Origin of the sequence: Streptomyces sp. NPDC048269 (assembly GCF_040652395.1) — a bacterium.
GTDB lineage: Bacteria > Actinomycetota > Actinomycetes > Streptomycetales > Streptomycetaceae > Streptomyces.
This window is the reverse complement of record NZ_JBEZLW010000019.1, coordinates 64,724-88,955: the sequence shown is the minus strand read 5'-3', so window position 1 is coordinate 88,955 and position 24,232 is coordinate 64,724. Positions and strand designations below refer to the sequence as shown.

General features: G+C 72.0%; 24 protein-coding genes. 10 read left to right on the top strand and 14 right to left on the bottom strand.

From position 1 onward, the window contains the following. Positions 1-34: 34 nt before the first annotated feature. Positions 35-475 carry an Lrp/AsnC family transcriptional regulator gene (locus AB0D48_RS21740; protein ID WP_030663734.1) on the bottom strand — a complete coding sequence of 147 codons (441 nt, stop codon included), beginning with the start codon at positions 473-475 and terminating at the stop codon, positions 35-37. A gap of 217 nt (positions 476-692) precedes the next feature. Here AB0D48_RS21740 and AB0D48_RS21735 point away from each other — a divergent pair, with 217 nt between their 5' ends. Next, the gene (locus AB0D48_RS21735; protein ID WP_362399195.1) at positions 693-1,142 is read left to right on the top strand and encodes a hypothetical protein; all 450 of its coding nucleotides are present in this window, start codon (positions 693-695) and stop codon (positions 1,140-1,142) included. A 78-nt stretch (positions 1,143-1,220) separates the two neighbouring features. Here AB0D48_RS21735 and AB0D48_RS21730 read toward each other — a convergent pair whose 3' ends face one another. Both AB0D48_RS21730 and AB0D48_RS21725 read right to left on the bottom strand, forming a co-directional pair. After that, complete coding sequence (locus tag AB0D48_RS21730; protein ID WP_362399192.1) at positions 1,221-2,312, bottom strand: phosphotransferase family protein; 1,092 nt, start codon at positions 2,310-2,312, stop codon at positions 1,221-1,223. Positions 2,313-2,470: 158 nt separating this feature from the next. Then, positions 2,471-3,604 carry a hypothetical protein gene (locus AB0D48_RS21725; protein ID WP_362399189.1) on the bottom strand — a complete coding sequence of 378 codons (1,134 nt, stop codon included), beginning with the start codon at positions 3,602-3,604 and terminating at the stop codon, positions 2,471-2,473. 2,334 nt (positions 3,605-5,938) lie between these two features. Here AB0D48_RS21725 and AB0D48_RS21720 point away from each other — a divergent pair. Next, on the top strand, positions 5,939-6,415 hold the full coding sequence (locus AB0D48_RS21720; RefSeq protein ID WP_362399186.1) for a macro domain-containing protein: 477 nt from the start codon (positions 5,939-5,941) through the stop codon (positions 6,413-6,415). Between the two features lie 19 nt (positions 6,416-6,434). Further along, positions 6,435-6,989, top strand: coding sequence for a GNAT family N-acetyltransferase (locus AB0D48_RS21715; RefSeq protein ID WP_362399183.1), 555 nt, complete (start codon positions 6,435-6,437; stop codon positions 6,987-6,989). Here the strand turns inward: AB0D48_RS21715 and AB0D48_RS21710 are convergent. Continuing rightward, on the bottom strand, positions 6,956-7,219 hold the full coding sequence (locus AB0D48_RS21710) for a DUF397 domain-containing protein (RefSeq protein WP_362399179.1): 264 nt from the start codon (positions 7,217-7,219) through the stop codon (positions 6,956-6,958). The two genes, AB0D48_RS21715 and AB0D48_RS21710, sit on opposite strands and share 34 nt — an antisense overlap. Further along, positions 7,216-8,010 (bottom strand): helix-turn-helix transcriptional regulator, encoded by a 795-nt coding sequence (locus AB0D48_RS21705; RefSeq protein WP_362399176.1) that lies wholly within the window; start codon positions 8,008-8,010, stop codon positions 7,216-7,218. Before AB0D48_RS21705 ends, AB0D48_RS21710 begins: the two co-directional genes overlap by 4 nt. Positions 8,011-8,112: 102 nt before the next feature. Here AB0D48_RS21705 and AB0D48_RS21700 point away from each other — a divergent pair, with 102 nt between their 5' ends. Then, positions 8,113-8,517, top strand: coding sequence for an ATP-binding protein (locus AB0D48_RS21700; protein WP_362399173.1), 405 nt, complete (start codon positions 8,113-8,115; stop codon positions 8,515-8,517). A 21-nt stretch (positions 8,518-8,538) separates the two neighbouring features. Here the strand turns inward: AB0D48_RS21700 and AB0D48_RS21695 are convergent, their stop codons facing one another. The 6 genes from AB0D48_RS21695 to AB0D48_RS21670 form a co-directional block, all read right to left on the bottom strand. Next, complete coding sequence (locus tag AB0D48_RS21695) at positions 8,539-9,042, bottom strand: FBP domain-containing protein (protein WP_362399170.1); 504 nt, start codon at positions 9,040-9,042, stop codon at positions 8,539-8,541. 68 nt (positions 9,043-9,110) lie between these two features. After that, on the bottom strand, positions 9,111-9,563 hold the full coding sequence (locus AB0D48_RS21690; protein WP_362399167.1) for a nitroreductase/quinone reductase family protein: 453 nt from the start codon (positions 9,561-9,563) through the stop codon (positions 9,111-9,113). A gap of 174 nt (positions 9,564-9,737) precedes the next feature. Then, positions 9,738-9,923, bottom strand: coding sequence for a hypothetical protein (locus AB0D48_RS21685; protein ID WP_362399164.1), 186 nt, complete (start codon positions 9,921-9,923; stop codon positions 9,738-9,740). A gap of 271 nt (positions 9,924-10,194) precedes the next feature. Continuing rightward, entirely contained in the window at positions 10,195-11,202 is a 1,008-nt protein-coding gene (locus tag AB0D48_RS21680) for a YdcF family protein (RefSeq protein ID WP_362399161.1), read from the bottom strand. Positions 11,203-11,219: 17 nt separating this feature from the next. Next, positions 11,220-12,806, bottom strand: a complete 1,587-nt coding sequence (locus AB0D48_RS21675) for a D-aminoacylase (RefSeq protein ID WP_362399158.1) — start codon at positions 12,804-12,806, stop codon at positions 11,220-11,222. A gap of 9 nt (positions 12,807-12,815) precedes the next feature. Further along, positions 12,816-14,114, bottom strand: coding sequence for an amino acid deaminase (locus tag AB0D48_RS21670; RefSeq protein ID WP_362399156.1), 1,299 nt, complete (start codon positions 14,112-14,114; stop codon positions 12,816-12,818). Between the two features lie 504 nt (positions 14,115-14,618). Here AB0D48_RS21670 and AB0D48_RS21665 point away from each other — a divergent pair. Both AB0D48_RS21665 and AB0D48_RS21660 read left to right on the top strand, forming a co-directional pair. Then, entirely contained in the window at positions 14,619-15,380 is a 762-nt protein-coding gene (locus AB0D48_RS21665) for an IclR family transcriptional regulator (RefSeq protein WP_362399153.1), read from the top strand. Beyond that, entirely contained in the window at positions 15,377-15,787 is a 411-nt protein-coding gene (locus AB0D48_RS21660; protein ID WP_362399150.1) for a RidA family protein, read from the top strand. The genes AB0D48_RS21665 and AB0D48_RS21660 overlap by 4 nt, the downstream gene beginning before the upstream one ends. Before the next feature lie 15 nt (positions 15,788-15,802). Here the strand turns inward: AB0D48_RS21660 and AB0D48_RS21655 are convergent, their stop codons facing one another. Beyond that, positions 15,803-15,961: a hypothetical protein gene (locus AB0D48_RS21655; protein WP_362399147.1), complete on the bottom strand. Its 159-nt coding sequence runs from the start codon at positions 15,959-15,961 to the stop codon at positions 15,803-15,805. A 177-nt stretch (positions 15,962-16,138) separates the two neighbouring features. Between AB0D48_RS21655 and AB0D48_RS21650 the strand changes: the two genes are divergently transcribed. Next, positions 16,139-17,731 carry a tetratricopeptide repeat protein gene (locus AB0D48_RS21650; RefSeq protein ID WP_362399144.1) on the top strand — a complete coding sequence of 531 codons (1,593 nt, stop codon included), beginning with the start codon at positions 16,139-16,141 and terminating at the stop codon, positions 17,729-17,731. Between the two features lie 44 nt (positions 17,732-17,775). On the opposite strand, the gene AB0D48_RS21645 is transcribed toward AB0D48_RS21650, so the two are convergent. After that, on the bottom strand, positions 17,776-19,110 hold the full coding sequence (locus AB0D48_RS21645) for a M14 family metallopeptidase (protein ID WP_362399141.1): 1,335 nt from the start codon (positions 19,108-19,110) through the stop codon (positions 17,776-17,778). Between the two features lie 128 nt (positions 19,111-19,238). Next, the gene (locus AB0D48_RS21640; protein WP_362399138.1) at positions 19,239-20,933 is read right to left on the bottom strand and encodes a glycosyl hydrolase family 18 protein; all 1,695 of its coding nucleotides are present in this window, start codon (positions 20,931-20,933) and stop codon (positions 19,239-19,241) included. Between the two features lie 386 nt (positions 20,934-21,319). Between AB0D48_RS21640 and AB0D48_RS21635 the strand changes: the two genes are divergently transcribed. Genes AB0D48_RS21635 through AB0D48_RS21625 form a run of 3 tightly spaced genes read left to right on the top strand, consistent with a single transcriptional unit; the run spans position 21,320 to position 24,229 of the window. Further along, positions 21,320-22,204, top strand: coding sequence for a hypothetical protein (locus tag AB0D48_RS21635; protein WP_362399136.1), 885 nt, complete (start codon positions 21,320-21,322; stop codon positions 22,202-22,204). Positions 22,205-22,251: 47 nt separating this feature from the next. Further along, positions 22,252-22,953 (top strand): Flp pilus assembly protein CpaB, encoded by a 702-nt coding sequence (cpaB, locus tag AB0D48_RS21630; protein WP_362399133.1) that lies wholly within the window; start codon positions 22,252-22,254, stop codon positions 22,951-22,953. 7 nt (positions 22,954-22,960) lie between these two features. Next, the gene (locus tag AB0D48_RS21625; protein WP_362399130.1) at positions 22,961-24,229 is read left to right on the top strand and encodes an AAA family ATPase; all 1,269 of its coding nucleotides are present in this window, start codon (positions 22,961-22,963) and stop codon (positions 24,227-24,229) included. Positions 24,230-24,232 lie beyond the last annotated feature (3 nt).

Genomic DNA, 24,232 nt, shown 5'->3' with positions numbered 1-24,232 from the left:
CGGCCCACCCGACCGCCGGGTCCCTCCGACGCGGCTACACCCGGGGCGGGCGGGCCTCGTACGGGGTGGAGAGGACCACCGTGGTGCGCGTGGCGACGTGCGCGAGGGCGCGCAGCCGGCCCAGCAGGTCTTCCAGCTCCAGGGGCGTCGCGACGCGGACCTTGAGGATGTAGTTCTCGTCGCCCGCGACGCTGTGGCAGGCCTCGATCTCGGGCACGCCGGACAGCCTGTCGGCGATGTCGTCCGGGGCGCTCGGGTCGAACGGCTTGACCGAGATGAAGGCCGTCAGCGGCAGGCCGACGGCCTCGGGGTCGACCACGGCCGCGTAGCCGCGGATCACACCGCGCTGTTCCAGCCTGCGTACTCGCTGATGGACCGCCGACGTGGACAGTCCGGTGGCCTTGCCCAGATCCGTGTAGCTCATCCGCCCGTCCCGCACGAGCAGATCCACGATCTGGCGGTCCAGCTCCTCCATTGCGCTCATAGCCGCTCAACCTAAGGCCCAACGGCATCCCAGGCACAGTGCTGTCCGCCCACTGGAGGCATCTGCGCCGGGCATGTGACCAAGGCCACAAGCGTATGCACGCGTACGCAGGGCTGTTGTGGTTACTCGTGCCGCGCGACGGGAAGTGCTTGCTTTGGCCGAGGCCGAAGAACCAGCCCGCCCGGCCCACCCAAGGGGGAGTACATCCATGCTGAACACCACGCGCGCCGGTCGCACCGAACCGGAGCCACTGGAACTTCTCGATTCCGAGGACGGTGACCACCTCGAATACCTCGACGACGGCGAGGGATTCGAGATCCACCACGCGGTCTGCCCCGACTGCGGCCAGTCGATCGCTCTCGTCGCCGACGAGGAGTACCTGCCGCAGCACGCGCTCTGCCTGACCCCGTGGAACCCCTTCGGCCTCACGGTGTGCGCGGGCACCGGGCGCCCGGCCAGTGACGCGCTGCCCACCGTCGGCTTGATCCAGCCGTTGGAGCCGCAGGAGCTGGAGCCCGTGGTGCTCCTGAGCCTGCCGCAGGGGCTCGACTGGCGGACGCAGCCCTTCTCGCACGTCGGCGGTCCGGGCTCGCGCCCGGTCCGCGTCGTGAGCCCGGTGCTGCCGCAGACGCGGCAGCAGCACGCGCAGGCGGCCTGACCCGGCTTCCGCCGGGCAGTCCGCCGGTACGCCTCCACCCGTACGCGTTCTGCCCGTACGCGTTCTGCCCGTACGCGTCTACCAGTACGTTCCCTGCACCATGGCGGCCAGGCTGGCATGGTGCAGGATCAGGCTGTCCGGATCCGCCGGGATCTCGACCTCGCCGAAGTACGCCTGCCGGTAGGCGATGCGCAGCATCACGATCCCGTGCCGCAGGGCCGCGTACAGGGTGTGGAACTCCATGTCACGCGGTGTGTGGCCGGTGAGTTCGGCGTACCGCCGCTCCAGGTCCTCGCGGCGCAGGAAGTCCGGCAGGCCGGGCTGGCCGAAGCCGACGGTGAGGTCCTGGAAGAACCGGTGGAGGTAGACGGTCCAGCCGAGGTCCACCTCGCGCGGGACGTACGAGGCCATCTCCCAGTCCAGGACGGCGACCGGCGTGAAACCGTCATAGATGACGTTGCCGATGCGGGCGTCGCCCCAGTTGAGGACGGCCGGCCCCTCGTCCCGCGGCCACAGCTCCTCCAGGCGGGCGAACGCCCCCTCGATGAGCGGGGACGGGGCGAGTCCTCCCACCACCCAGGAGTAGTAGGCGCGTTGGGCGTCGACGTGGCGGCGCAGCGGGCTTCCTTCACCCTTGGGGAGCAGGAACTCGGCCTCCTCGCGCGGGAACTGGTCGTGCAGGCGGGCCAGCAGGGAGATGCTCGCATCCTGGAGGGCGGCGCGCTCCGCGTCGGTCGCGGCGTGCAGCCAGTTGCCCTCGTACGTGTAGGGCATGACGTCCGGCGGGACCCGTCCTTCGGCTCGGGCCATCACGAAGAACGGCGCCCCGAGCGGCTCGGGGTCCTCCTCCAGCCACTGCACGCGCGGGACGGGCAGGTCGGTGTGTTCGGCGACCAGGCTCATCACACGGTGCTGGCGCGGCATGTCGTAGGTGGGGAAGACGGTGTAGGCGGCCGGGTCGGCGGCGAGCCGCAGCGCACAGGCGCGGAGCGGGGTGTCGGGGTGCTCTATGTCGAAGAGCAGGGTCTCGCTGGACATGCCGTTCGAGCCGGGGACGGAGACGTTGGTGACCTTCGCGCCGGGGAGCTTGGTGTCCAGCCAGGCGGCGAGGCGCCGGCCGAGCTCTTCGGGCTCCCGGGTGGAGGTGCGCGGACGTGGAGCGGTGGCCATGAATACCCCTTTCCTGCTGGGCGGCTTGGCGGCTTGGCGGCTTGGTACCGGGCGCTAGGTGGTGGCTGCGTTCTGCCGGCTGTTCCGTGCTGGGCGGCTGGCTTCTGGCTGTCGGCCGTCGGCCGTCGGCCGTCGGCAGCTGCCTGCGGGGCGGCTTCCTAGGGGGCGACGGAGGAGTAGTCGGCGAAGCCGCTCGGGTCGTGCCGGCCGAAGCTGCCGTGCTCGAAGATGCCGTGGCCGATCTGCCCGTCGAGGGTGAAGCGGGCCGAGTGGTCGGTGACGCCGAAGGCGGCCATGGGGTGGGCGGCGGGGTCGGAGAGGTCGTAGACGCGGCGGTCGGTCCAGCCGCGGCCCTGCCAGGTGCCGTGCTGCCAGTCGGCGGCGGGCGGGTAGCCGGCGCCGACGGCGAGCGGGGAGGAGTTCAGGATCTCGACGCCGAGTTCGAGGGGCTTGCGGGCCGGGTCGGTGAGGTGGACGACGGCGCTCTCGGGGTGCCGGGTGCCGGGCCGGTAGCGGATCTCGGTGTGCGGCCAGCCGAGCTGGACGTCGTGGCGGCCGCTGCCCTCGGGGAAGACCTGGAGGGCCTCGCTCAGGGTGCGGTGGCCGTCGGCGTCCTCCTGGGCGATGACCATGAGGAAGCGGTCCTCGAAGCGGACCGGGACCCAGAGCCAGTGGAAGCCCTCGGGGCGGTACTCCTCGGCGGCCCGGCCGCCGTCCTCGCCGGGGATCGGCCGCACACCCCAACTGCGGTCGCGGGTACCGGTCCATTGGTGCGGGGTGAGGGTGTGCTCCTCGCCCTTGGCCCGGATGGTGCCGGTGACGTGGCCGGCCTGGACGAAGCGGCGCCCCTCCAGCATGAGGCGGTCACCACGGCGCTGGATGTGGTGGGGCTCCCAGACGGCGGGGAACTCGGCGGTCCAGGTGACGTCGTACGAGAGCCCGTCCGGGTCGTCGGGATCGGCTGCGCAGCGCAGGGTGAGCTGCTTGAGCGGGACGTCGACGGTGATGCTGAGCGGGCCGACGGAGAGGTTCATCCGGTCGTCGGTGAGGGCGTCGGAGGCCCGGACGGCCAGGAGTTCGTCGCCGACGCGGAGGGTGGCGTAGGCGTCGATGACCCCGGCGTTGGGGTAGACCCCGAGGCCGAGGATGAGAACGGCGCGGCCGGCGTGGTCGAAGACGTGGAAGATGCACCGGTCGTAGGCGTTGCGGTCACCGCTGACGAGGTGCTTCATCGACAGGGGCGCCTGGTGGACGGGGTACTCGTCGAGACCGATGGGCCGGTCGGCGGACATGGCGGACCTCCGGGACGGGGGGGCGGGGGACGGATATGACGGTACGTCAGAAACCGCATCGGGGACCAGCGGTCTGGCACGAACTGACAGGGTGGCAGGGGGTGTCGAGGGTGGGGGGCGGTGTCGAGGGTGGGGGGCGGTGTCGAGGGTGGGGGGGTGTCGAGGGATGAGGAAATGCGGCAGGCGGCATCCGGGGGGCGTGGGGCTGGGGCTTCGGAAGGCGGAAGCTGGGCCAGCGACATCCGGAGGCGAGGCGGGAGCACCGGAAGACGGAAGCCGGACCAGCGGCATCCGGCAGCGAGGCGGGATCGCGGCGGGTTGCAGACCTGGGGCGGCATCAGGGACGCGGGGCGGGACTTCGGACGGCGCAGCCACACACCCGGCACCACGAACGCGGCTCGGAGGCTCCGAACGGCGGCAGCCACACACCCGGCATCAGGGCGGCGGGGCGGTGGCTTCGGTGGTGCGGGAGCCGCTTACTCCGGATCAGGGTGGGGCTGGGGGTTTCCCGTCCGTCCCATCGTCTTCCGGGTCGGGCCGGTCCCTCAAGGGCGCTCCTTCGTCGCGTCGCTTCGCGATGGCCTTCGGCCACCCTTGACCGACCGGCCCGACCCGGAACATTCGAGGACAGACGGGAAGCCCCCAAAAGAACGGTCACCAGTGTTCAGAGTCAGGGGCGGGCACATCAGGGATGCGGGTGCCCGTCCCCCGGGCGCCGGCCAAATCCCATCACCGCCCCCGGTCAGCGGTGGGGGCGCGGGCACCAGCCCCACCCACCCCAGACAGCGACCAGCAGCCGATCGGGAGCGGGGGCGCGGCAAATCGCTACGCGCTCCTCACGTCTCGGCGTCCGGCGCCCGTCTGGGGCTGGGAACAGGCCGCCACCAATCGCTACACAGCTGAGGTGACCCGGCGGCGACCACCCCGGCACGTGGCTGGTCATAAGCCGCCCGGCCCCTCACCTGAGCACTCCCGTCAGGCGCCTGCGGGTAGTTGGGGGCACAGGAAGACGTCTGCCGGCACCACAAAAGAGCAGAAAGGGCCGGTGGTGGGCGCCGGGCGGGCGCGCTGGCGGGGGGAGCCTTGCGGGCACGCTGGCGGGCGCCGTGCGGGTAGTGCGGGGGCAAAAAGGACGGCTGGGGGAGTGTGGTGCCGGATTTTTCGGTCTCCTACTCCGGGAAGTGATCCACTCACTCTCAACTCGCATCCAAATGGGGGCAAAGTGCCCGCTGTCGCGTCCCTGGGGGCGTCTGCAGTGATCGTGGGCGGCTTATGTCCAGCCCCAGACGGGCGTCGGACGCTTGGCGGCGAGAAGCGCGTAGCGATCTGACGCGTCTGCCCGCAGCCGCATGCCGGGGGACGTCTGCAGTGATCGTGGGCGGCTTATGTCCAGCCCCGGACGGGCGCCGGACGCCTGGCCGGGAGAAGCGCGTAGCGATCTGATGCGTCTGCCCGCTGCCGCGTGCCGGGAGACGTGTGCAGTGATCGTGGGCGGCTTATGTCCAGCCCCAGACGGGCGCCGGACGCCTGGCCGGGAGAAGCGCGTAGCGATCTGACGCGTCTGCCCGCTGCCGCGTGCCGGGAGACGTGTGCAGTGATCGTGGGCGGCTTATGTCCAGCCCCAGACGGCTGCCGGACGCTTGGCGGCGAGAAGCGCGTAGCGATCTGACGCGTCTGCCCGCCTGGCCGACCCCGAGGGCTCTCTGACCGCTGCCCGGTGCGGGCTGGGCCCGCCCCCCACCCGTGCTCTCTTCCATGCGGGCCGTGTGGGTGTCTGCCCGTGCCCGCGCCCCCACCGCTGACCCGGCTCGGTGAGGTGGCTGGGCCGGCCCTGCGGGGAACCGGGCACCCGCATCCCTGATGGCCCTCGCTCCCCTCTCGAACACTGGTGACCGTTCTTTTGGGGGCTTCCCGTCTGTCCTCGAATGTTCCGGGTCGGGGTGGTCGGTCAAGGGTGGAGCGCAGCGACATCGCGAAGCGACGCGACCGAAGGGAGCGCCCTTGAGGGACCGGCCCGGCCCGGAAGACGATGGGACGGACGGGAAACCCCCAGCCCCACCCTGATCCGGAGTGAGCGGCTCCCGACAACCCGAAGCCCCCGCCCCACTTCCCTGCCGCCGCCCCGCTGAGGTCCCGCCCCCCGTAGCCCCCGCCCCGCGTCTCGATCCCGCCCAGCCTGGCCCCGGCCCCCCGTGGCCCCCGCGCACGTCCCTGGTGCCGCCCGGCTGGTGCCCCTCGAAGCCCCCGCCCCGCCCCCCTGGTGCCGCCCAGCTGAGGCGCCCCCTCGGAGCCACCGCCCGGCCCCCTGTCAGTGGGCTCGCCTACTGTTTCGCTATGAAGCCGCTGAGGATCATTGACGGGGATGCCACCAGTCCGCAGGCCAAGGGGCCCAAGGTCATCGCCCATATCTGCAACGACCTCGGCGGGTGGGGGAAGGGCTTCGTGCTGGCCGTTGCGAAGCGGTGGCCCGAGCCGGAGGCCGCGTACCGGGCCTGGCACCGGGGGCGCAGCGGGAACGACTTCGGGCTCGGGGCCGTGCAACTGGTGCGGGTACAGCCCGACGTGTGGGTGGCCAACATGGTCGGCCAGCGCGGGATACGCACCGGGAGCGGGGGGCCGCCGATCCGGTACGACGCCGTGGAGCGCTGCCTCGTCGCGCTGGCCGACCAGGCCGTCGAGCTGGGGGCGTCCGTCCACATGCCGCGCATCGGCTGCGGGCTGGCGGGCGGGAAGTGGTCCCGTATCGAGCCGCTGATCACGGACGCGTTGTGCGCGCGCGACGTGGACGTGACCGTCTACGACCGGGGGTGAGCCGTGGCAGCATCGGCTCATGCGCTATCGCTACGCCACCGACCGCGACGCGCCCGCCATGGCCGCGCTCTTCGCCGCCAATCACCGTGACGCCCTGACGCCGGAACAGCGCGCCCGGCAGGGCTTCGTACAGGGCGCGTTCGATGCCGACACGTTGCGCGCCATGGCCGGGGCCGGAGAGCTCCTCGTCGCGGACGACGAGGGCCGGGTCGCCGGGCTGCTGGCCCTGTCGGTGGCCGAGGACATGCCCGGGCCACCGCCTGCGGTCGCGGGCCTGATCCGGGCCCAGGACGTGCTGGAGTGGCAGGGCCGTCCGCTGAGCGAAACCCGCTGGCTGCTCTACGGCCCGGTGGTCGTCGACGCCGCCTACCGCGGCCATGGCGTGGCCCGGGGCCTGTTCGCCATGGCCGTCGCGGAGGCGGCCGGCCGCGCGGAGGCGGTGGTGGCCTTCATCGAGGCCGGGAACCGGCCGTCCTGGCGGGTACACGTGGACGGCTTCGGCATGATCCCGCTGGGCGACTACGTCGTCGCGGGCCGCACCTACAGCGCGGTGGCGGCGGCTGCCGCCGCCTGACCGTCGAGGAACGCCCCCCAGGCCGCGGCCGCCACGGCGAACCGCGGGCCGGCCTCACCGAGCTTGGAGTCCCGGACGTGGACGGTGTGGGGACAGGTGGCAACTTCGACGCAGTTGCTGCCCTGCGCGTCGCTGTACGTCGACTTGTGCCAGTCCAGGGCGACTTCGATGCACGCGCTGCCCTCGCTGTCGCTATAGCTGGACTTGAACCACGTCAGACGACTGCTCATAGTTCCTCCGCGAGCTTTTTGATGAACTCCGCCGACTCGCCCGCGCTGAGGGCGTTCATTCGGATCATGCCATGGGTCTGAGTGAGGGCGCTGACCCTGTCGGGGTCTGAGTACATGGCGCTTGTCTTCTGGCCCTCGGCCCAGGCCCACAGTTGGTGTTCAGGGGTCTCCAGGAGGATGAGAGGGCCGACGAGAGCCACTCCGCATGCCCGCCCGGTCGGGAGGACCTGGATGAATACATTCCGTAGTTCGCTCAGCTTCAGGAGCAGGTCCATCTGGCGACGCATGGCTTCCTTGCCGCCCACCTCCGAGCGGAGGGCTGCCTCCGCGATGATGAAGCCGTAGACCGTTTTGATGCGGCGGGTCATGGTCTCCTGGCGTCCGAGGCGGGCCCGGATGCGTTCCTCGATCGTTTCGTCGTCCAGCGGGGGACAGGCATCACTCATCAGCGCCCGCATGTACTCCTCGCTCTGGAGCAGACCCGGGATGAGGAGCGGCTCGTACCAATTGATCGCGAAGGCTTCCGCCTCCGCCGCCATGTATTCCTCCGACCGTTTCGGAAACGGCTCCGGCTTCATGTACTCCGCGACGGCCGCCAGTTTCCCGCCCGCGCCGAACATCTGGTCCGCGACCTGGAGGAGCCGCATGGTGGGCCGTCTGCGGCCCAGTTCCATCGACTTGACCGTCTCCGCGTCGTAGTTCGCCTCCGCGCCCAGTTCCTCACGGGTCCTGCCCGCCTCGGTGCGCCACAGCTTGACCTGGTTGCCGCCGTACCGCCATGCCTCGGTCATCGCCCCGCTCCTCCCCGTCCCCGGTACCGCGCGTGTACAACCGACCCCCGTCTACGCGCGGTTACTCGCCCGGCCCATACCCCTGCCGCCACCGTATGGACCATGGATCACCCCATCGAGTGGCGCTACCCCCGCGCGCCCATCAGCGTCCCCCGCGCCCGTGCCCGTTTCGCCGCTCAGGCGCGTGAGTGGAAGCTGCCCGACGAGACCACCGAAACGGCCGTGCTGCTGCTCAGCGAGCTCATGGCGAATGCCTGCTGGCATGCCCGGATGCCCGCCGGGCGGGAGGTGTGGGTGCGGTGCGGGCTCGTGGAGGGGGAGCGGTTGCGGGTGGAGGTGCTCGACGCCGGGCTGGAGTCGCCCGTGCCGCGCGTGGCCCGGCCGCTGGACGAGTCGGGGCGGGGGCTCGGGATCGTGGCGGCGCTGGCCGGGGACTGGGGGGCCTACCCGAGGGAGTGCGGGACCGGGAAGGTGGTGTGGTTCGAGCTTGCCCCGCCGACGGGCTGAACGCGGCGGCGGGGCCGGGGCTCAGGCCGCCGTGACCCTGGCCGCGAAGGCGTCCAGGTTGTCGGACATGCGTGCCAGGCGCTCGTCCAGGGTGAGGGACTCCTCGTACCGGCCGGCGCGCAGCTTCGGCTGCCGCTTGCCGCGTACGTACAGGGGGCAGGCGAGGTCCGCGCAGACGTAGATGCCGACGGTGTTGCCGTCCCGGCCCCGGGCGCCTGCCAGCGGGGCGGCGAGCAGGGTGACCCCGGAGGAGGCGTGGCCGGTCAGGCATATCTGGCAGAGGCTGGACTTCACCGCGCTGGTGCGGTTCACGGCGGGCACGCGCAGCGAGATGCCCACCGGGCCCTCGGACCCGGGCAGTACGAGATGGGCCCGCAGCGGCGCCCCCGGATCCACCCAGCCGAGGAAGTCCAGGTCCTCCCAGGGCAGTTCGGCGAAGTCGAGCGGCAGGCGCAGCCGCGCCGCCTCGCCCTTGGTGCAGTTCACGAAGGACGAGCGGATCTGCTTCTCGGTGAGTGGTTCCACGGGCGTCGACCCTACGTGTGCCCTGACCAGCCCGCATCCCAATAAATCGGGTACGCAGGAACCATTCCTCAGCGCTGCAGGATGACCAGCGGGATCTCGCGCGGCCTGGCGGACACCTGGTCGTCCTCGTACGGGGGCCACAGGCCCGTCATCATGTCCCAGTACGTGTCCCGCTCCGTCGGCGTGCCCGTGCGCGCCGTGGCCTTGAACGTGGTGGCGCCTACCTGGACGCGGGTCTCCGGGTGGGCGGTGAGGTTCCCGTACCAGGCCGGGTGGTCCGGGGCGCCGAAGGCCGAGGCCAGGACGATGAGGCGGGCCGCGTCCCGGTCCTCGCCGTAGATCAGCGGGGTGCGGACGGTGCGGCCGGTGGCGCGGGAGACCGTGGTGAGCAGCAGGGTGGGGACCCCGTGCCACAGGTGACCGTCGGCGCCCGCCGAGGTCACGTACGCGCGTACGTGGTCGAGCTGTGGGCCGGGTCTGGGGTCCGTGGGGTGGTCCCAGTCGACGTCGAGAGCGTGCATTCACCTGTCCTTAGGGTTGTGGCCCCCGGACGGCTAACGAGCATTCACCGGCTCTGGATGCGGTCCGGCTCCAGATGCGGTCCTACGCCCCGTCGTGCCCGCCCGTGTCCCGGATACGACCCCGGCCCGGGGGGCGACCCCGGGCCGGGGTGTCAGCAGCGTGCGTACGGAGCGCTACGGGAGGTAGCGCTCGATGACCTGCGGGCCCTCCTTCTCGATCAGTTGGCGCGCCTTCTCGACCAGCTCCGGAGTCAGGTCGTGGCCGGTCGCCATCACGAGGTCCTCGGGGTCGTACGGCCGTTCCCCGCCCGTGAAGAGCCGGTCCGACCGTGTGGGCTGCTGGTCCGATTCACTGTCCATCGCGTACCTCCTCCGGTGCCCCCTGGCCCCCATCCTCCGGCGGCGGCCCCATGAACGCACGTCGACGGGCCGGCGCGCCCCCAGCCGCCCCGCCCAGCCCCTCGCCGCGCCCAGCCGCCCAGCCGCCCAGCCGTCCGGCCACGGCTGAGCTGCCAACGGCCACGGCACGGCCGCCACCGGCCACGGCTCGGCCGCCACCGGCCACGGCTCGGCCGCCACCGGCCACGGCTCGGCCGCCACCGGTCACGGCTCAGCCGCCACCGGTCACGGCTCAGCTCCCCACCGTCGCCAGCGCCCCGACGGCGACCAGTACGCCACAGATCCCCAGGTTCACGGCCTTGTGCTCCCAGAACACCGCGACGAACTCGCGGATCGTGGCCGTCGGCCAGAAGTAGCGGGCCGTGGGCGAGCCCAGCACCTGCCCGTTGACCCCGGTCTTGCGGGCCATCATCGCGGCCCGGAAGGCGTGGAAGTCGTTGGTGACCACCACGCACCGGTAGCCCGGGTCGTCCGCCAGCATCAGCTCCCGGCTGAACCGCATGTTCTCCTCGGTCGTGCGGGACCGGTCCTCCAGCGTGACGTGTTCGGCCGGCACGCCGTGCGCGATCAGCCAGTCCGCCATCGCCCGGGCCTCGGAGACCTTCTCGTCCGAGCCCTTGCCGCCCGAGACGAGGAGCACCGGCGGCCGGCCGCCCCGGGCCAGCTGGGCCTCGTAGATCTCCTGTCCCTTGCGCAGCCGCGAGGCCAGCAGCGGCGGCACCCGGTCCCCGCCGAGGAGGCCCGACCCGAGCATGACCACGTGGTCGACGTCGCCCCGCACCTTGATCCGCCCGTAGAGGAAGGCGTAGCCGAGGAAGCACAGGAAGACGAAGGAGAGGTACGCGACGACCGCGACGAGGGTCGCCACGATGCCCGCGAGGACCACGGAGCCGGACAGGCCGACGACGAACAGCAGGGCGATCATCGCGAATATCCCGAGGCCCGCGAGCAGCGACAGCAGGTTCGGCAGGTGGGTGCCCTCCTTGCGGACCATGGTCATGCCGTTGGCGACGAGGAAGACGCCGAGCGCCACCAGGCCGAGCGTGGGCACGGCCAGGACCAGCAGCAGGACGGCGGTGGCCAGCCAGCCCGGCAGTGCCTTGACCTGGAGGAGCAGACCGAAGGAGAGGAAGACGAGGGTCAGGCCGAGGAGTACGGCGTTGCGGAAGCGGCGGCGGTCGTTGCGGGCGCTGAGGCAGAACGCGACGAAGAGCACGGCGGCGAGGGCGAGGGGGACCATGCCTTTGATCGTAAATGTCACCCGGGAGGGGGAGTCGGGGTCCGGCGTACCGATCGTCCCGCCAGGACGCCGGTGCGCCGCCCGTCCCGCACGACGGGACGCCCGTCGATCAGGACGTGCGGGATGCCGGTGGGCAGGGCACGCGGGTTCTCGTACGTGGAGCCGGCGGCGACCGTGTCCGGGTCGAAGAGGACCAGGTCGGCGCGGTGGCCGACGCGGACCAGGCCCCGGTCGGGCAGGCGCAGGCGGGCCGCCGGGCGGCCGGAGAGGTGCGCGACGCACTCCTCCAGGGAGAGCACGCCGAGTTCGCGGACGTAGTGGCCGAGGTACTGCGGGAAGGTGCCGTAGGCGCGCGGGTGCGGCTTCGCGCCCTGGAGGATCCCGTCGGAGCCGCCGGTGTGGACGCGGTGGCGCATGATCGCGCGGACGTTCTCCTCGTGGCCGACGTGCTGGAGGACCGTCGGCGCGAGCCGGTCGCCGAGCAGCAGCCGCCGGGCCGTTTCCCAGCCGTCCAGGCGCGTGCCGACGTACCGGCCGTACGCGGGGTCGGTGACGCCCGAGATCTCGATCGTCGACCAGTCGACGGGGACCCCGTGGCAGCCGTCGGCCCCGGTGACCTCCAGCGCGTACCGGATCCGCTCGGCGGTGGAGTCGTCGCGCAGCCGGGCGAGGACGGCCTGCGGTCCGCCCTCGCCCGCCCAACTGGGCAGCAGGGCGACGAGGGTGGTGCAGCCGGGGGTGTACGGGTAGCTGTCCAGGGTGATGTCGCAGCCCTCGGCCAGGGCCGCGTCCAGCAGGGCCAGCAGCTCGGGGGCGCGGCCCCGGTTCTCGCCGAAGTTCATGGTGGCGTGCGCGAGGTGCAGGGCGCAGCCGGCCTGCCGGGTCAGCTCGACCATCTCGGCGTAGGCGGCGAGCGCGCCGTGGCCGTACGAGCGGTGGTGGGGGCAGTAGTAGCCGCCGTACCGCGCCACCACGCGGCACAGCTCGGTCAGTTCGGCGCCGGAGGCGTACATGCCGGGGGTGTAGGTCAGGCCGGACGACATGCCGACGGCGCCCTGGGCCAGGCCGTCGGCGACCAGCTGCCGCATCCGGTCCAGCTCGGCCCCCGTCGCGGGCCGGTCGTCCCAGCCGAGGGCGTGGGCGCGGACCGTGCCCTGGGGGACGAGGTACGCGGCGTTGACGGCGATCCCCTGGCCGTCGTGGGCCCGGTCCAGGCGGTCGAGGTACTCGCCGACCGTGCGCCAGTCGAGGTCGATGTCGTCCCCGGAACCGTTCCAGCCCGCGATGGCGGCCCGTACCTCGCCCAGGGTGCGGTCGTCGGCGGGCGCGTACGACAGGCCGTCCTGGCCGAGGACTTCGAGGGTCACGCCCTGGGCCGCCTTCGCGCTGTGGTCCGGGTCGCGGAGCAGGGCGAGGTCGCTGTGGGCGTGCATGTCGACGAAGCCGGGGGCGAGGGCCAGGCCGTGCGCGTCGAGGGTCCTGCGGCCTCCGCCGGGGATGCGGCCGATCTCGGCGATCCGGCCCTCGTGCACGCCGACGTCGGCCGTGTACGAGGGCCCGCCCGTGCCGTCGACGACGCGGGCCCCGTGGATGACCAGGTCCACGGGCGTGGCTCAGAAGAAGGTGCGGACGTAGTCGCTGACCGTGCCGTCCGACTCCACCACCGGGATCAGCGGCCACTTCTCGAAGATTGTGCAGGGGTGGGCCATGCCGAGGGAGACCCAGTCGCCGACCTCCAGCGCGGTGGCGTCGGCGTCCGTCTCGATCCAGGCGTGCTGGTCGGACAGCTTGGTCACCCGGATGCCGGTCGCGGCGCGCTCGACGCCGTCGCGGGCGCTGCGCACGGTGAGCACTTCGGGCAGGCCCAGGTCGTAGGCGATGTCGCGCTTGCCGGCGTTGACGAAGGCCTGGCCGGGGGTGGGGCGGGAGACGACCTGGGTCCACAGCCGGAAGGCGGCGACCAGGCCGCCCTCGTCGGGGACGCGGTTGAAGGGGGTCAGGCCCGAGTACCAGCCGTGGTCGTGGGAGACGTACGCGCCGGAGCGCAGCAGCGGCAGGACGGGCAGCGACAGCTCCGGGACCTCGGCGAAGACCTCGGCGACGGCGTCGAACCATTCGCTGCCGCCGGCGCTGACGATGACCTCGTCCAGGCCGGTGCCGTTGAAGCGGCCCTGCTTGTCGAGGTCGGCGGCGAGCGCGGTGAGGCGGCGCAGCCAGGCGCGGACGCTGTCGGCGTCGGCCCCGGGCATGGTGGCCTCGTAGCCGGCCACACCGGCCAGGCGCAGGGCGGGGGACGCGGCGACGGCCTCGGCGACGGCCTGGCATTCGGCGTCGGTACGGATCCCCGTACGGCCCTCGGCGCCGGCGCCGAGTTCGAGGACGACGTCGATGGTGGCGGCGGCGGTGGCGCCGTGGCCGTGCAGGGCCTCCTCCATCAGCTCGACCGCGCGGACGGAGTCGACGTAGCAGACGAACCGGAAGTCGGGGTCGGCGGCGAGCTCGTCGGCGACCCAGCGGAGGGCCGGCGCGTCCACGAGCTCGTTGGCCAGGAAGATCCTCCGGATGCCGAAGGCGCGGCAGACACGGGCCTGGTGGGGCATGGCGACGGTGATGCCCCACGCGCCGTGGTCCAGCTGGCGCTGGAAGAGCTGCGGGGCCATGCAGGTCTTGCCGTGGGGCGCGAAGGCGAGGGAGTGGCGGGCGGCGTACGTGCCGAGGGCGGTGAGGTTGTGCTCCAGCGCGTCCGCGTCGAGGGTCAGCACGGGGGTGGTGAAACCGCCGGTGTGCAGGTCGCGGCGCTGGGCGGCGAGTCCGCCGACGGTGAGCCCGGCGGTCTGGGCGTCCGGGGGGAGGCCCTTGAACCGGTGGTCGACCGGTTCGTCGGCGAGGTCCTTGACGGGGTCGCTGGCCATGCGGGTGCCTCCCGGGGGTTGCATTGTGTGCAACGGTCGTTGCGTATGCCGCTGCGTGCTGTCTAACATCCCGGGTGACGGTGGGTCAACGTGCGGCGCCGTTGCCGGGGCTCGGCCGGTGGGGCTCCGCCAGTGGGTTCCGCCGGAGCCCGCCGGACCGGTGCGGCGCCGTTGCTGGGGCTCCGCCCCAGACCCCGCGCCTCAAACGCCGGCGGGGCTGGAGGGGTGCGCCTCAATCGCCGGCGGGGCTGGATTTGCCTGGCGCCGCCAGACCGGCGCGGCTGGTTTGCACGCAGCGCAACGATGCTTGCGGCGGGCTGGATTGCCCGCAGGGCAATTCCAGCCTCGCCGGCGTTTGAGGCGCGAGGCCGGGGCGCAGGCGGGAGTGGCGCTCAGCCACATCCAGCCTCGCCGGCGTTGGAGGCGCGGGTCCGGGCAGCGCCCGGGAAGCCCAGCGCAGCGGCACGGCACGGCACGGCACCGTACGACAAGGAAGGCGCACGCATGAGCCAGTCCGTGGAACGGGCGCTCGGGATCCTGCCGCTGCTCGCCAAGGGCCCGGCCGGGCTGGGGGCGGTCGCCGACGACCTCGGCGTGCACAAGAGCACCGCGCTGCGCCTCCTGCGCACCCTGCACGAGCGCGGCTTCGTGTACCGGCAGCCCGACGGCCGCTACCGCCTCGGCGCCCAGCTGTTCGCGCTCGCCGCCGAAGCCGTCGAGAACCTCGACGTCCGGGAGATCGCGCACCCCCACCTCGTCGAACTGAACAGGGCCACCGGGCACACCGTCCACCTCGCCCTCCTCCAGGACGACGAGGTCGTGTACATCGACAAGGTCGACAGCCGCTACCCGGTCCGCATGTACTCCCGCATCGGCAAGCCCGTGCCCCTGACCGTCGCCGCCGTCGCCAAGCTGCTCCTCGCCGACCTCCCCGAGGCCGAGCGCAGGAGCCTCGCCGAGCGGATCGAGTACCCGCGGTACACGGCCCGTTCCACCCCGGACGCCGCCGCGTTCCTCCGGGAGCTGGACCTCGTACGGGACCAGGGGTGGGCCGCCGACCTCGGGGGGCACGAGGAGTCCGTCAACTGCCTCGGCGCGCCCGTGTACGGGCCCGACGGGCGGGTCGCCGCCGCGCTGTCCGTTTCCGCGCCCAGTGTGGTGGCCACCGCCGACGGACTGCTCGAACTGCTGCCGCTGGTACTCCGTACCGCTCACGTCATCAGCCAGGACTATTCCGGAACAGGACCACAGGAGGCCACCCCGTGACCGAGAAGACCGCTCTCACCCCCGGCACCCACACCACCCCGCCCGCGAAGTTCTCGCACGGCGTGCGCAAGGGGAACATCCTCCAGGTCGCCGGGCAGGTCGGCTTCCTCCCGCACGTGGAAGGGCAGCCGCCCACCCCCGCCGGGCCGACGCTGCGCGAGCAGACCCTCCAGACGCTGGAGAACGTCCGTTCCGTCCTGGAGGCCGGCGGTGCGGGCTGGGACGACGTGATGATGATCCGCGTCTATCTGACGGACACGGGCCACTTCGGCGAGATGAACGAGATCTACAACGCCTACTTCGAGCAGCAGGGCCTGGGGGAAGCGCCCGCTGCCCGGACCACCGTGTACGTCGGGCTGCCGGCCGGGCTGCTCATCGAGATCGACGCGCTGGCGGTTCTCTCCTGAGCGGCGCGCGGCCGATCACCAGGGCCAGTTGGCGCCCAGCCAGGCGCCGCCGGCGGTGACGAACGCGGAGCCCAGCCAGCCGATCAGCCGGGCCGGCCGGCGCGCCAGGCTCATCTGGAAGGAGCCGACGCGCAACTCGAAGTAGGGGCGGCGCGGCGACGTGGACGGTGCCATGGCGGAACTCCTTCGGCGAGCGGCCCGCGCCCAGTGCGCGCAGACCGGTGGAGCAGCAGGCCATCACGGCCGCGCCCAGCGCTGCTGGTTCACGGAACGGAGAAGTCCGTTCCGGACGGGGCGGGTCGTGTCCCGGACGCGAACGGCACCCTCCGGACGTCCGGGAAAATCGGCGGCATGACGGACTCATGGCGCCGATTCCGCTCGGATCTGCGGGAGTTGAAGGAAGCGTCCGGTATGAACTTCCGGGCGATCGAGGAAGCGGCCAGGGCAGCGGACGCCTTCCTGCCCAGGTCGACCGTGCACGGCCTGCTGGGCGAGGCGGACAAGAGGGCCGGGAAGGAGTGCACCGGGCAGCTGGAGGACCTCGTCGAGATCCTGGTCGCGCACACCGCGGACGATGACCCGGCCGCCGCCCCTTGGCAGGACCGGGCGGCCTGGCAGCGCCGTTGGGAGGTACTCGACGACGCCGGACGCGGCGGCACCCTGCCCGACAGCCGGACCGGCGGAGCGCTCGGCTGGGACGGCGCCTTGGGGAAGCTCGGACTGGGCGCCGACACCGAGGCCGTCTGGCTGAAGGGCCCGCGCCTGTCCCGGATCGCCGCGGTCATCGGCGAACTCCAGGCGCTGGGCCTGTACCGCCAGGCCCACGACGTCGCGGGGGAACTCCTGCGCTGCGCCGAGGGGATGCTCGCACCGCACGACCCCGGCATGCTGGCCGGCCGGCACGTGGCCGCGTACTGGACCGGGGAGGCGGGGGAAGTGCGCACAGCGCGGGACCTGACCGCCACCCTGCTGGCCGACTGCCGTGAGGTGCTCGGCGAGGAGCACCCGCTCAGTCGGCTCGCCGGCCTCCGCCTCGCCGCCTGGACGTCCGGCGCGGGCGACCCGGCCGAGGGGCGTCGGCTCTACCGCGAGCTCGCCCGCGGCGGCCCCGACGACAGAATCACCCTGCTCGCGCGGCTCGGCGGGGCCCGCGCCGCCCTGATGGCCGGCGAGGGCGAGGAAGCGATGGACCGGCTGTCGCGCCTGCTGCCCGACCTCGCGGCGGAGTATGCGGAGCACCACCCCGTTGTGCTGGGAGCCCGGCTCCACCAGGCGCAGGCCCACCGGGTCGCCGGACGGGCGGCGCACAGCCTTGAGCTGCTGGAGGGGCTCGTCGCCGACGCCACCGCGCACCTCGACCGGGCGCACCCGCTGACCCTGCACATCCGCGCCAGGCACGCCAACGCCGTCTGGGCCAACGGACACCAGCAGCGGGCGCTCGAACTGGCGGAGGAAACGTACGCCGATGCGGTCCGCGTCGTCGGCGCGGCACATCCCGACACCCTGTTCGCCGGCAACGCGCTGGCCATCATCCTCGCCGGTCTCGACACGGACGCAGCCGCGGAGATGTTCCGGCATTTGTACGAGCGGGCCGGCGACGTGTCGGGCGTGGAGCACTCCCTCACGCTGGCGATCGGGCACAACCTGGCCGTGGTCGTGCAACGGAACGATCCGCAGGCGGCGCGGCAGCTGTACGAAGAGGTCAGGGAGGCGCAGACGCGCGTGCTCGGCGCGGAGCACCCCGAGACGCTCCTCACCCGGATGAACATCGCCCTCACGGTGCTGGCGCTCGAAGGGGCGGAGGTGGCCCGGCCGCTCTTCGAAGAGGTCCACTGTGCGCGTGTACGGGTGCTGGGGTATGCGCATCCCCACACCGAGTACACCCGCGGCTTTCTCGTGCCCGGGGACCCGGAGCCGGAGCCGGAGCCGGCTCCGGAGCACTGAGTGGGGCGCCCCCCTGGCGGTGGGGCGCCCCCGTCACGCGGGAACTACGAGCAGTACTGGGCTTCCTTGCCGATCGAGCGGTACATGCAGTCCGCGTTCTCCAGCAGCTGGAGCACCGCGTCCTTGTTGCGTGCCGTCTCGCGGTCGATCACCTCGTCGGGCGGGTAGAAGCCGCCGCCGCCGGAGCTCGCCGGGTACATCTCGAAGGTGTAGGAGAAGATCTTCTGGTTGCCCCACAGCCAGTCGTCGATCGTGCCGTCCGTGATGTACAGGTCGCTCGACTGCTCCGGCGTGTAGCCGTTGCTGGCCGCCATACTGGTGCCGATCTTCTTGTAGACGGCGAGGTCGTCCGCGGTCATGCCGGGCGCGGTGTCGTTGTAGGTCCAGCCGAACGGCCACAGGACCAGCTCGCTGTACGTGTGGAAGTCGATCGCGGCGGTGATCTGCTGCTTGCCGCCGACGACCCGGCTGCGCACGAAGTCCGAGACCACCTTCACCTCGGGGGCCGACTCGGCGGCCGCGCCGCGGTAGGTCTCCGAGCTCTTGCTGCCGCTGGAGCCGCCGCAGCAGCCCCACTTGTAGTTCCAGTTCCGGTTCTCGTCCGTGCCGACGTACGAGGAGCCGGAGTTGGGCTGGCGGTTCTTGCGCCAGGAGCGGTAGGAGCCGGTGGCGATGTCGTACTCGCCGCCGTCCGGGTTGAGGTCCGGGATGATCCAGATCTCGCGGCCGTTGACCGCGCCGGTGATCCGGGAGTCGGTGCCGTACTTCGAGCCGAACTCCTTGAGCAGGTACAGGGCCATTTCCACGGTCAGGTGCTCGCGGGCGTGCTGGTGGTGCGTGAAGAGCACCTCGGGCTCGGCCTCGTCGGTGGCGACGTTGTCGCTGATCTTGATAGCGATGAGGTCGCGGCCCTGGTACGACTTCCCGATCACCCGCTTGCTCATGATCCCGGGGTACTGGGCGATGCGCTGGTCGATCTCCGCGTTCGCCTCGGCGTAGTTGTGGTACTTGGAGTCCGCCGAGGGGAAGTCCATCGTGCCGGCCGCGACCCCGGGCAGGTTGCGGTCCGGGGGGCCGGGCAGGGCGGTGAGCTGGTAGCCGAGCGCGCGCAGGTTCTTGGCCTGCATGGTGTCGGCGCTGACCACGACCGTGTGGTCGTCCACCTCGTCGATCGACACGCCCGTACGGAGCAGGGCGGTGCGGTCGGCGGCCGTGGAGGGGCCGTGGATCCGGTACTGGACGATCGCCTCGTCCTGGGTGGCGGTGGACGGTGTGGGCGGTGGCGATGCCGTAGCGCTCATGCCGTAAGCGGGTGCGCCGAGCGCGAGCGCCAGCAGGGCCGCCGTGGCGGCGGCCCTTCGGCGGGTGTTGAGCCGCATGCGTTCTCCTGGGTGGGGAGTGTGGGGGTAGCCGTGCGGACGCGCACAGCGTGCTCTCGTGGCATGTTCCGGTCAAGAACGCGGCGTACCCGTCGAACCGAAACCGGCCACCCCCACACACCTACCGCCTACGGGAGGCCGTGGACCTTGGGACCCACCGCGTTGGACCAAGCGCTACCCGCCTTGGCGTCCCAGTTCGTCGACCAGGTCATCGCGCCGCGCAGACCGGGGTAGGTCTTCGACGGCTTGAAGGATCCGCAGCTCGTGCCCCTGGTCAGGCAGTCCAGGGCGTTGTTCACGACGGTCGGGGAGACGTAGCCGCTGCCCGCCCCGCTCGGCGAGGCCGGGACCCCGATGCCCACCTGGGACGGGTCGAGGCCGCCCTCCAGCTGGATGCAGGCCAGCGCGGTGAGGAAGTCCACCGAGCCCTGGGAGTAGACGTTTCCGTCGCAGCCGTTCATCGAGCCGCTGTTGTAGTACTGCATGTTGACGACGGTGAGGATGTCCTTGATGTTCAGCGCCGTCTTGAAGTAGCCGCCCTGAGTGGACTGCATGTCGATGGTCTGCGGGGCCATGGTGATGACGAGCGAGGAGCCCGCCTTCGCGGACAGCGCGCGCAGTGCCTGCGTCATGTAGGTCGGGTTGAGGCCGTTCTCCAGGTCGATGTCGATGCCGGAGAAGCCGTACTCCTGCATCAGCGCGTACGCCGAGTTCGCGAGGTTGTTCGCGGAGGCCGAGTCGTTGACCGAGATGGTGCCCTTCTCGCCGCCGATGGAGAGGATGACCGACTTGCCGGCCGCCTTCTTCGCGGCGATGTCCGACTTGAACTGGGCGACGGTGTAGCCGCCGAGGCCGGCCGAGTCGAGGTTGAAGGTGATGGCGCCGGGCGTGGTCGTGGCGTCGGCGAAGGAGACGGCGATGATGTCGTACTGCGCGGAGACGTCGGAGACCTTCTGGACCGTCGCACCGTTGTTGAAGTTCTGCCAGTAGCCGGTCAGCGCGTGCTTGGGGACGGCCGGGTTCGGGTCCGGATTTCCGCCGCCGGTCGTGGTGCCGGTGACCGGGGCGGACTTGGGGCCCTCGCCCGCGGCGTTGTACGCGCTCACCTGGAAGGAGTACGAGGTGGCCGCGGCGAGTCCGGTGATCTGGGCGGAGGCGCCGGTCACGGTCCGGACGCGGGTGCCGTCCTGATACACGTGATAGCCGGAGGCTCCGCTGACCGTGTTCCACGAAAGGGTGAGCCCGCTCGCGCTCTGGCCGGAAACGGCGGTCCCGGCCGGGGCGCCCGGGACGCTCGGCCCGGGGTCGGTGCCCCCGCCGCCGTCCGGCCCGAAGACGCTGAACTCGTCGACCACGTAGGCGGGCTGGCCGTACCACCCGTGGGTGTAGACGGTGACCTGGGTGGTGCCGGGGCCGGTGGTGAAGGTGGTGGAGAGCTTCTGCCAGCCCGCGCCCGAGCCGGGGGTCCAGGTGGACACGTCCTGGGTGCCGGTCCCGGTCGCGCCGAGGTACACGTAACTGCCCTGGACCTGCGTGCTGAGCGTGTACGTCGAGTTCGGCTTGACCGTGACGGTCTGGCTGCAGCGGGCGTTGTCCTGGCCCGCCGGGGTGGCCTTGAGGGCGCCGGCTCCGGCGTAGACGGGCGAGGAGACGGAAGCGCCGCTTCCGCCGGAACAGGACCAGTTGGCGAGCCCGGACTCGAAGCCGCCGTTGCGGGCGACGTTGACGTCCGCGGCCTGTGCGGTACCGGTGGCGAGGGCGGTGAGGCCGCCCGCGGTGAGGGTGGCGGCGCCGAGGAGGGCGAGGGAGCGTATGCGGTTCACGTGGGCTCCGGTGGGGGGAGGAGGGGGATGGGGGCACGTCGAGGGGAAGGGGAGGAGGGCGAGGGGCGTGTGGGGTCGTCCCGGAAAAACGGTCCGGCGGAGCCAAGTTGGTCCAGACCAATCCCGGTGTCAAGAGTCTTTGCAATGTGGCTGGAAATGGCTGACAGCCCGATCCTTGTTGTCCGGGTTTCCCGCCACCTGTGACCTGGGCCGGCGGTACGGGAATTCCCAAGGCCCTGCCCTGCCAGCGGGGACGCGGATATGGTGCTGGGGCAAGGGGGGAACGGCGTCGATCGTTTGCGGTCGCGCAGTGTGTGCGCAGTGTGTGCGTGTGCGCGACGGCTACGCGAACGGCCGTGGTGCACGGGGTGAACGGGGGGATTCGCGTGCCGACCGCCATCGCTGTCACCAGCGCCGATCTCGTACTCCCGGCCCCTGACCGGCACACGCCCGGGGCCGCCGTACTGCACCCGCCCGAGCAGCTCGACCTGGAGGGTGCGCTCGCCGAGACCAGCGCCCTGCTGGAGCGCCACGGCCATCTCGTGGCCGTCGTACCGCCCTGGCTGCCGCGCTCCACCGTCCAGCGGCTGCACACCGTACGCGCGATCCTCGAAACCGACCGGATCGCGCTCCTCGGGATCGATCTGCCGCCCCTGGGCACCGCCCTGCTGGTACGTCAGCTGCGCCAGCTCAGCGTCTGCGACTTCAGCCCCGGAATCGTCGCCTCCGCGGCGCGGCTGCTGTCCCACTACGTCTACTCCGGCGCCCTGCTGGGCTCGGTCGCCAAACTCGACCGGGTCCCGGTCGGACTGAAGGCGCACGCCAGGTCGTGGTCGCCGAGTGCGCAGTTCGCCGTACTCGCCCATCCGACGCCGCACCTGGCGAAGCTCGGGGCCGCCGGGGCGCCCGGGGGCGCGGCCGTCATCCCCGCCGGGCCCGAGTTCGCCACCCACCTCACCTTCGGCCGCGGCCAGCTCACCTCCGACTGGGTCGCGGCCGAACTCGCCCCCGCCTGGCAGGTGCAGGGCGTCATGGAGAACCCGCTGCCGGCCGCCTCACCCCGCTGGTGGGGCACGCCCAAGCTCGTCGAGTTCGCCGCCGGGATCCCCGACCTGTCCGTGCTCTACCAGCTGGTCTCCTCGGTCCGCCGCGAGGAGTGCCGCTGGTGCGGCCTCGAACTCATCGGCGACCGCTGCGGCTTCTGCGCCGCACCCCTGAGCGCACCGCCCCCGTCGGCCGTGCCGGCGAGCACCGCCCGATCCAGACCCTGACCGACCGACACATCGAACGAACGAAGAACGGCGAGGTACTCCGGCTCATGAACTCACGCCAGCGCCGCGGCGTCATTCTGCTGCTCCTGTCGGTCCTGTGCGCCCTGGGGGCCTTCGCCGGAGTCCTCGTGGTGATCGGCGACGTCAACTCCAAGGTCGGCTCCGAGGTCGTCGCGTACCGCGCCAAGGGCGACATCACGCCGTACAGCCCGCTCTCGGCAGGGCAGTTCGAGGAGGTCAGGATCCCGAAGCGGTGGCTTTCGGAGACCGCCGTCACCGACCTCGGTGCGCTCCGGGACAAGATCGCGCTGACCACCCTGAAGAAGGGCTCGCTGCTCCAGGCGGACATGTTCGTCGACCGGCCGCAGCTGCAGCCCGGCGAGCAGGAGATCGCCATCATGATCGACGCGGCGACGGGTGTGGCCGGAAAGATCACCTCCGGCGCGAAGGTCAACATCATCGCCACGTTCAAGGGCGCGAAGGACACCGACCCCTCGCGGTCGGTGATCATCGTCGCCAATGCCCGGGTCCTGGGCGTCGGCAAGCTCACCGCCCTCGACAAGGACAGCGACCGCAAGGGTCCCGCCGAGGCCGTCCCGATCACCTTCGCGCTGAACACCAAGGACACCCAGCGCGTGGCGTACGCCGAATCCTTCGCGGAGCACGTGCGCCTGGCCCTGGTGGCACCCGGCACCGACTCGGCGCCGAGCGCGGGCGACCGTACGTACACCCTCGACGGGGACAAGTGAGGCGCGCATGACCACCCGAATCCTCCCCGCGGCCGGCGACCCGGACGCCGCGCGCGTCATCGTGACCCTGCTCAGCCAGCTCCCGGCCTCGGAGCCGGCCGTCCCGGTCCCCGACTCCACCACCCTCCTGGACACCCTGGCCCGCCTCGCCGCGGAGTCGATCGACGAACTCCCCGAGGTTGTCCTCGTCCACGAGCGGATCGGCCCGGTGCCCGCCCTGGAGCTCATCCGGGAGGTGGCCCTGCGCTTCCCGGCGGTCGGCGTCGTCCTGGTCTCCTCGGACGCCGGACCGGCCCTCTTCTCCGCGGCCATGGACTCCGGTGCGCGGGGGCTGATCGGCCTTCCGCTCTCGTACGAGGAACTCGCCGCGCGGGTCCAGGCCGCCGCCCAGTGGTCCGTCGGCGTACGCCGCCACCTGGGGCGGGGAGCTGCCGAGGCCCTGACGGCCGGGCCCGGCGGCCGGGTGGTCACGGTCACCGGGGCCAAGGGGGGCGTGGGCACCACCTTCACCGCCGTGCAGTTCGCACTGGCCGCGGCCGCGTCGGGACGGCGTACGGCACTGGTCGACATGGACCTCCAGGCGGGAGACGTGGGCTCGTACCTCGACGTACAGTTCCGGCGCTCCATCGCCGACCTCGCCGGGATCCAGGACATCTCGCCGCGGGTGCTCCAGGACGCGGTGTACGACGACAGGACGGGGCTGGCGCTGCTGCTGGCCCCGGCGGACGGCGAGCGGGGCGAGGAGGTCGACGAGCGGGCCGCCCGGCACGTCATCGGCGCGCTGCGCGGCCGCTACGAACTCGTCGTCATCGACTGCGGAACCCAGGTGACGGGCGCCAACGCCGCCGCGGTGGAGACGGCGGACGTGGCCGTGCTGGTCACCACCCCGGACGTGGTCGCGGTGCGGGCGGCCAAGCGGATGGTCCGGATGTGGGAACGGCTCCAGGTGCGCAAGGCGGAGGACACCGCGATGGTCGTCAACCGCTGGAGCAAGCACACCGAGATCCAGCCCGCCCTCATCGAGAAGATCACCAAGACCCGCGCCACCCGCACCCCGGTCCCGGCGGCCTTCAAGGAACTCCAGGCCGTGGTGGACGCGGGCCGGGTCCAGGACCTGGACAACCGCTCCACCGTCAAGCAGGCCCTGTGGACCCTGGCGGGCGAACTGGGCCTGCTGGCGGCCCCGGAGGCTCCGGATCAGCAGCCCACGGGCGCTTCGCTGGCGGTCCGCGCCCCGGGACCGGTGGCGCGGCTGCGCCGAGGCCGGGAGGGCTGACGC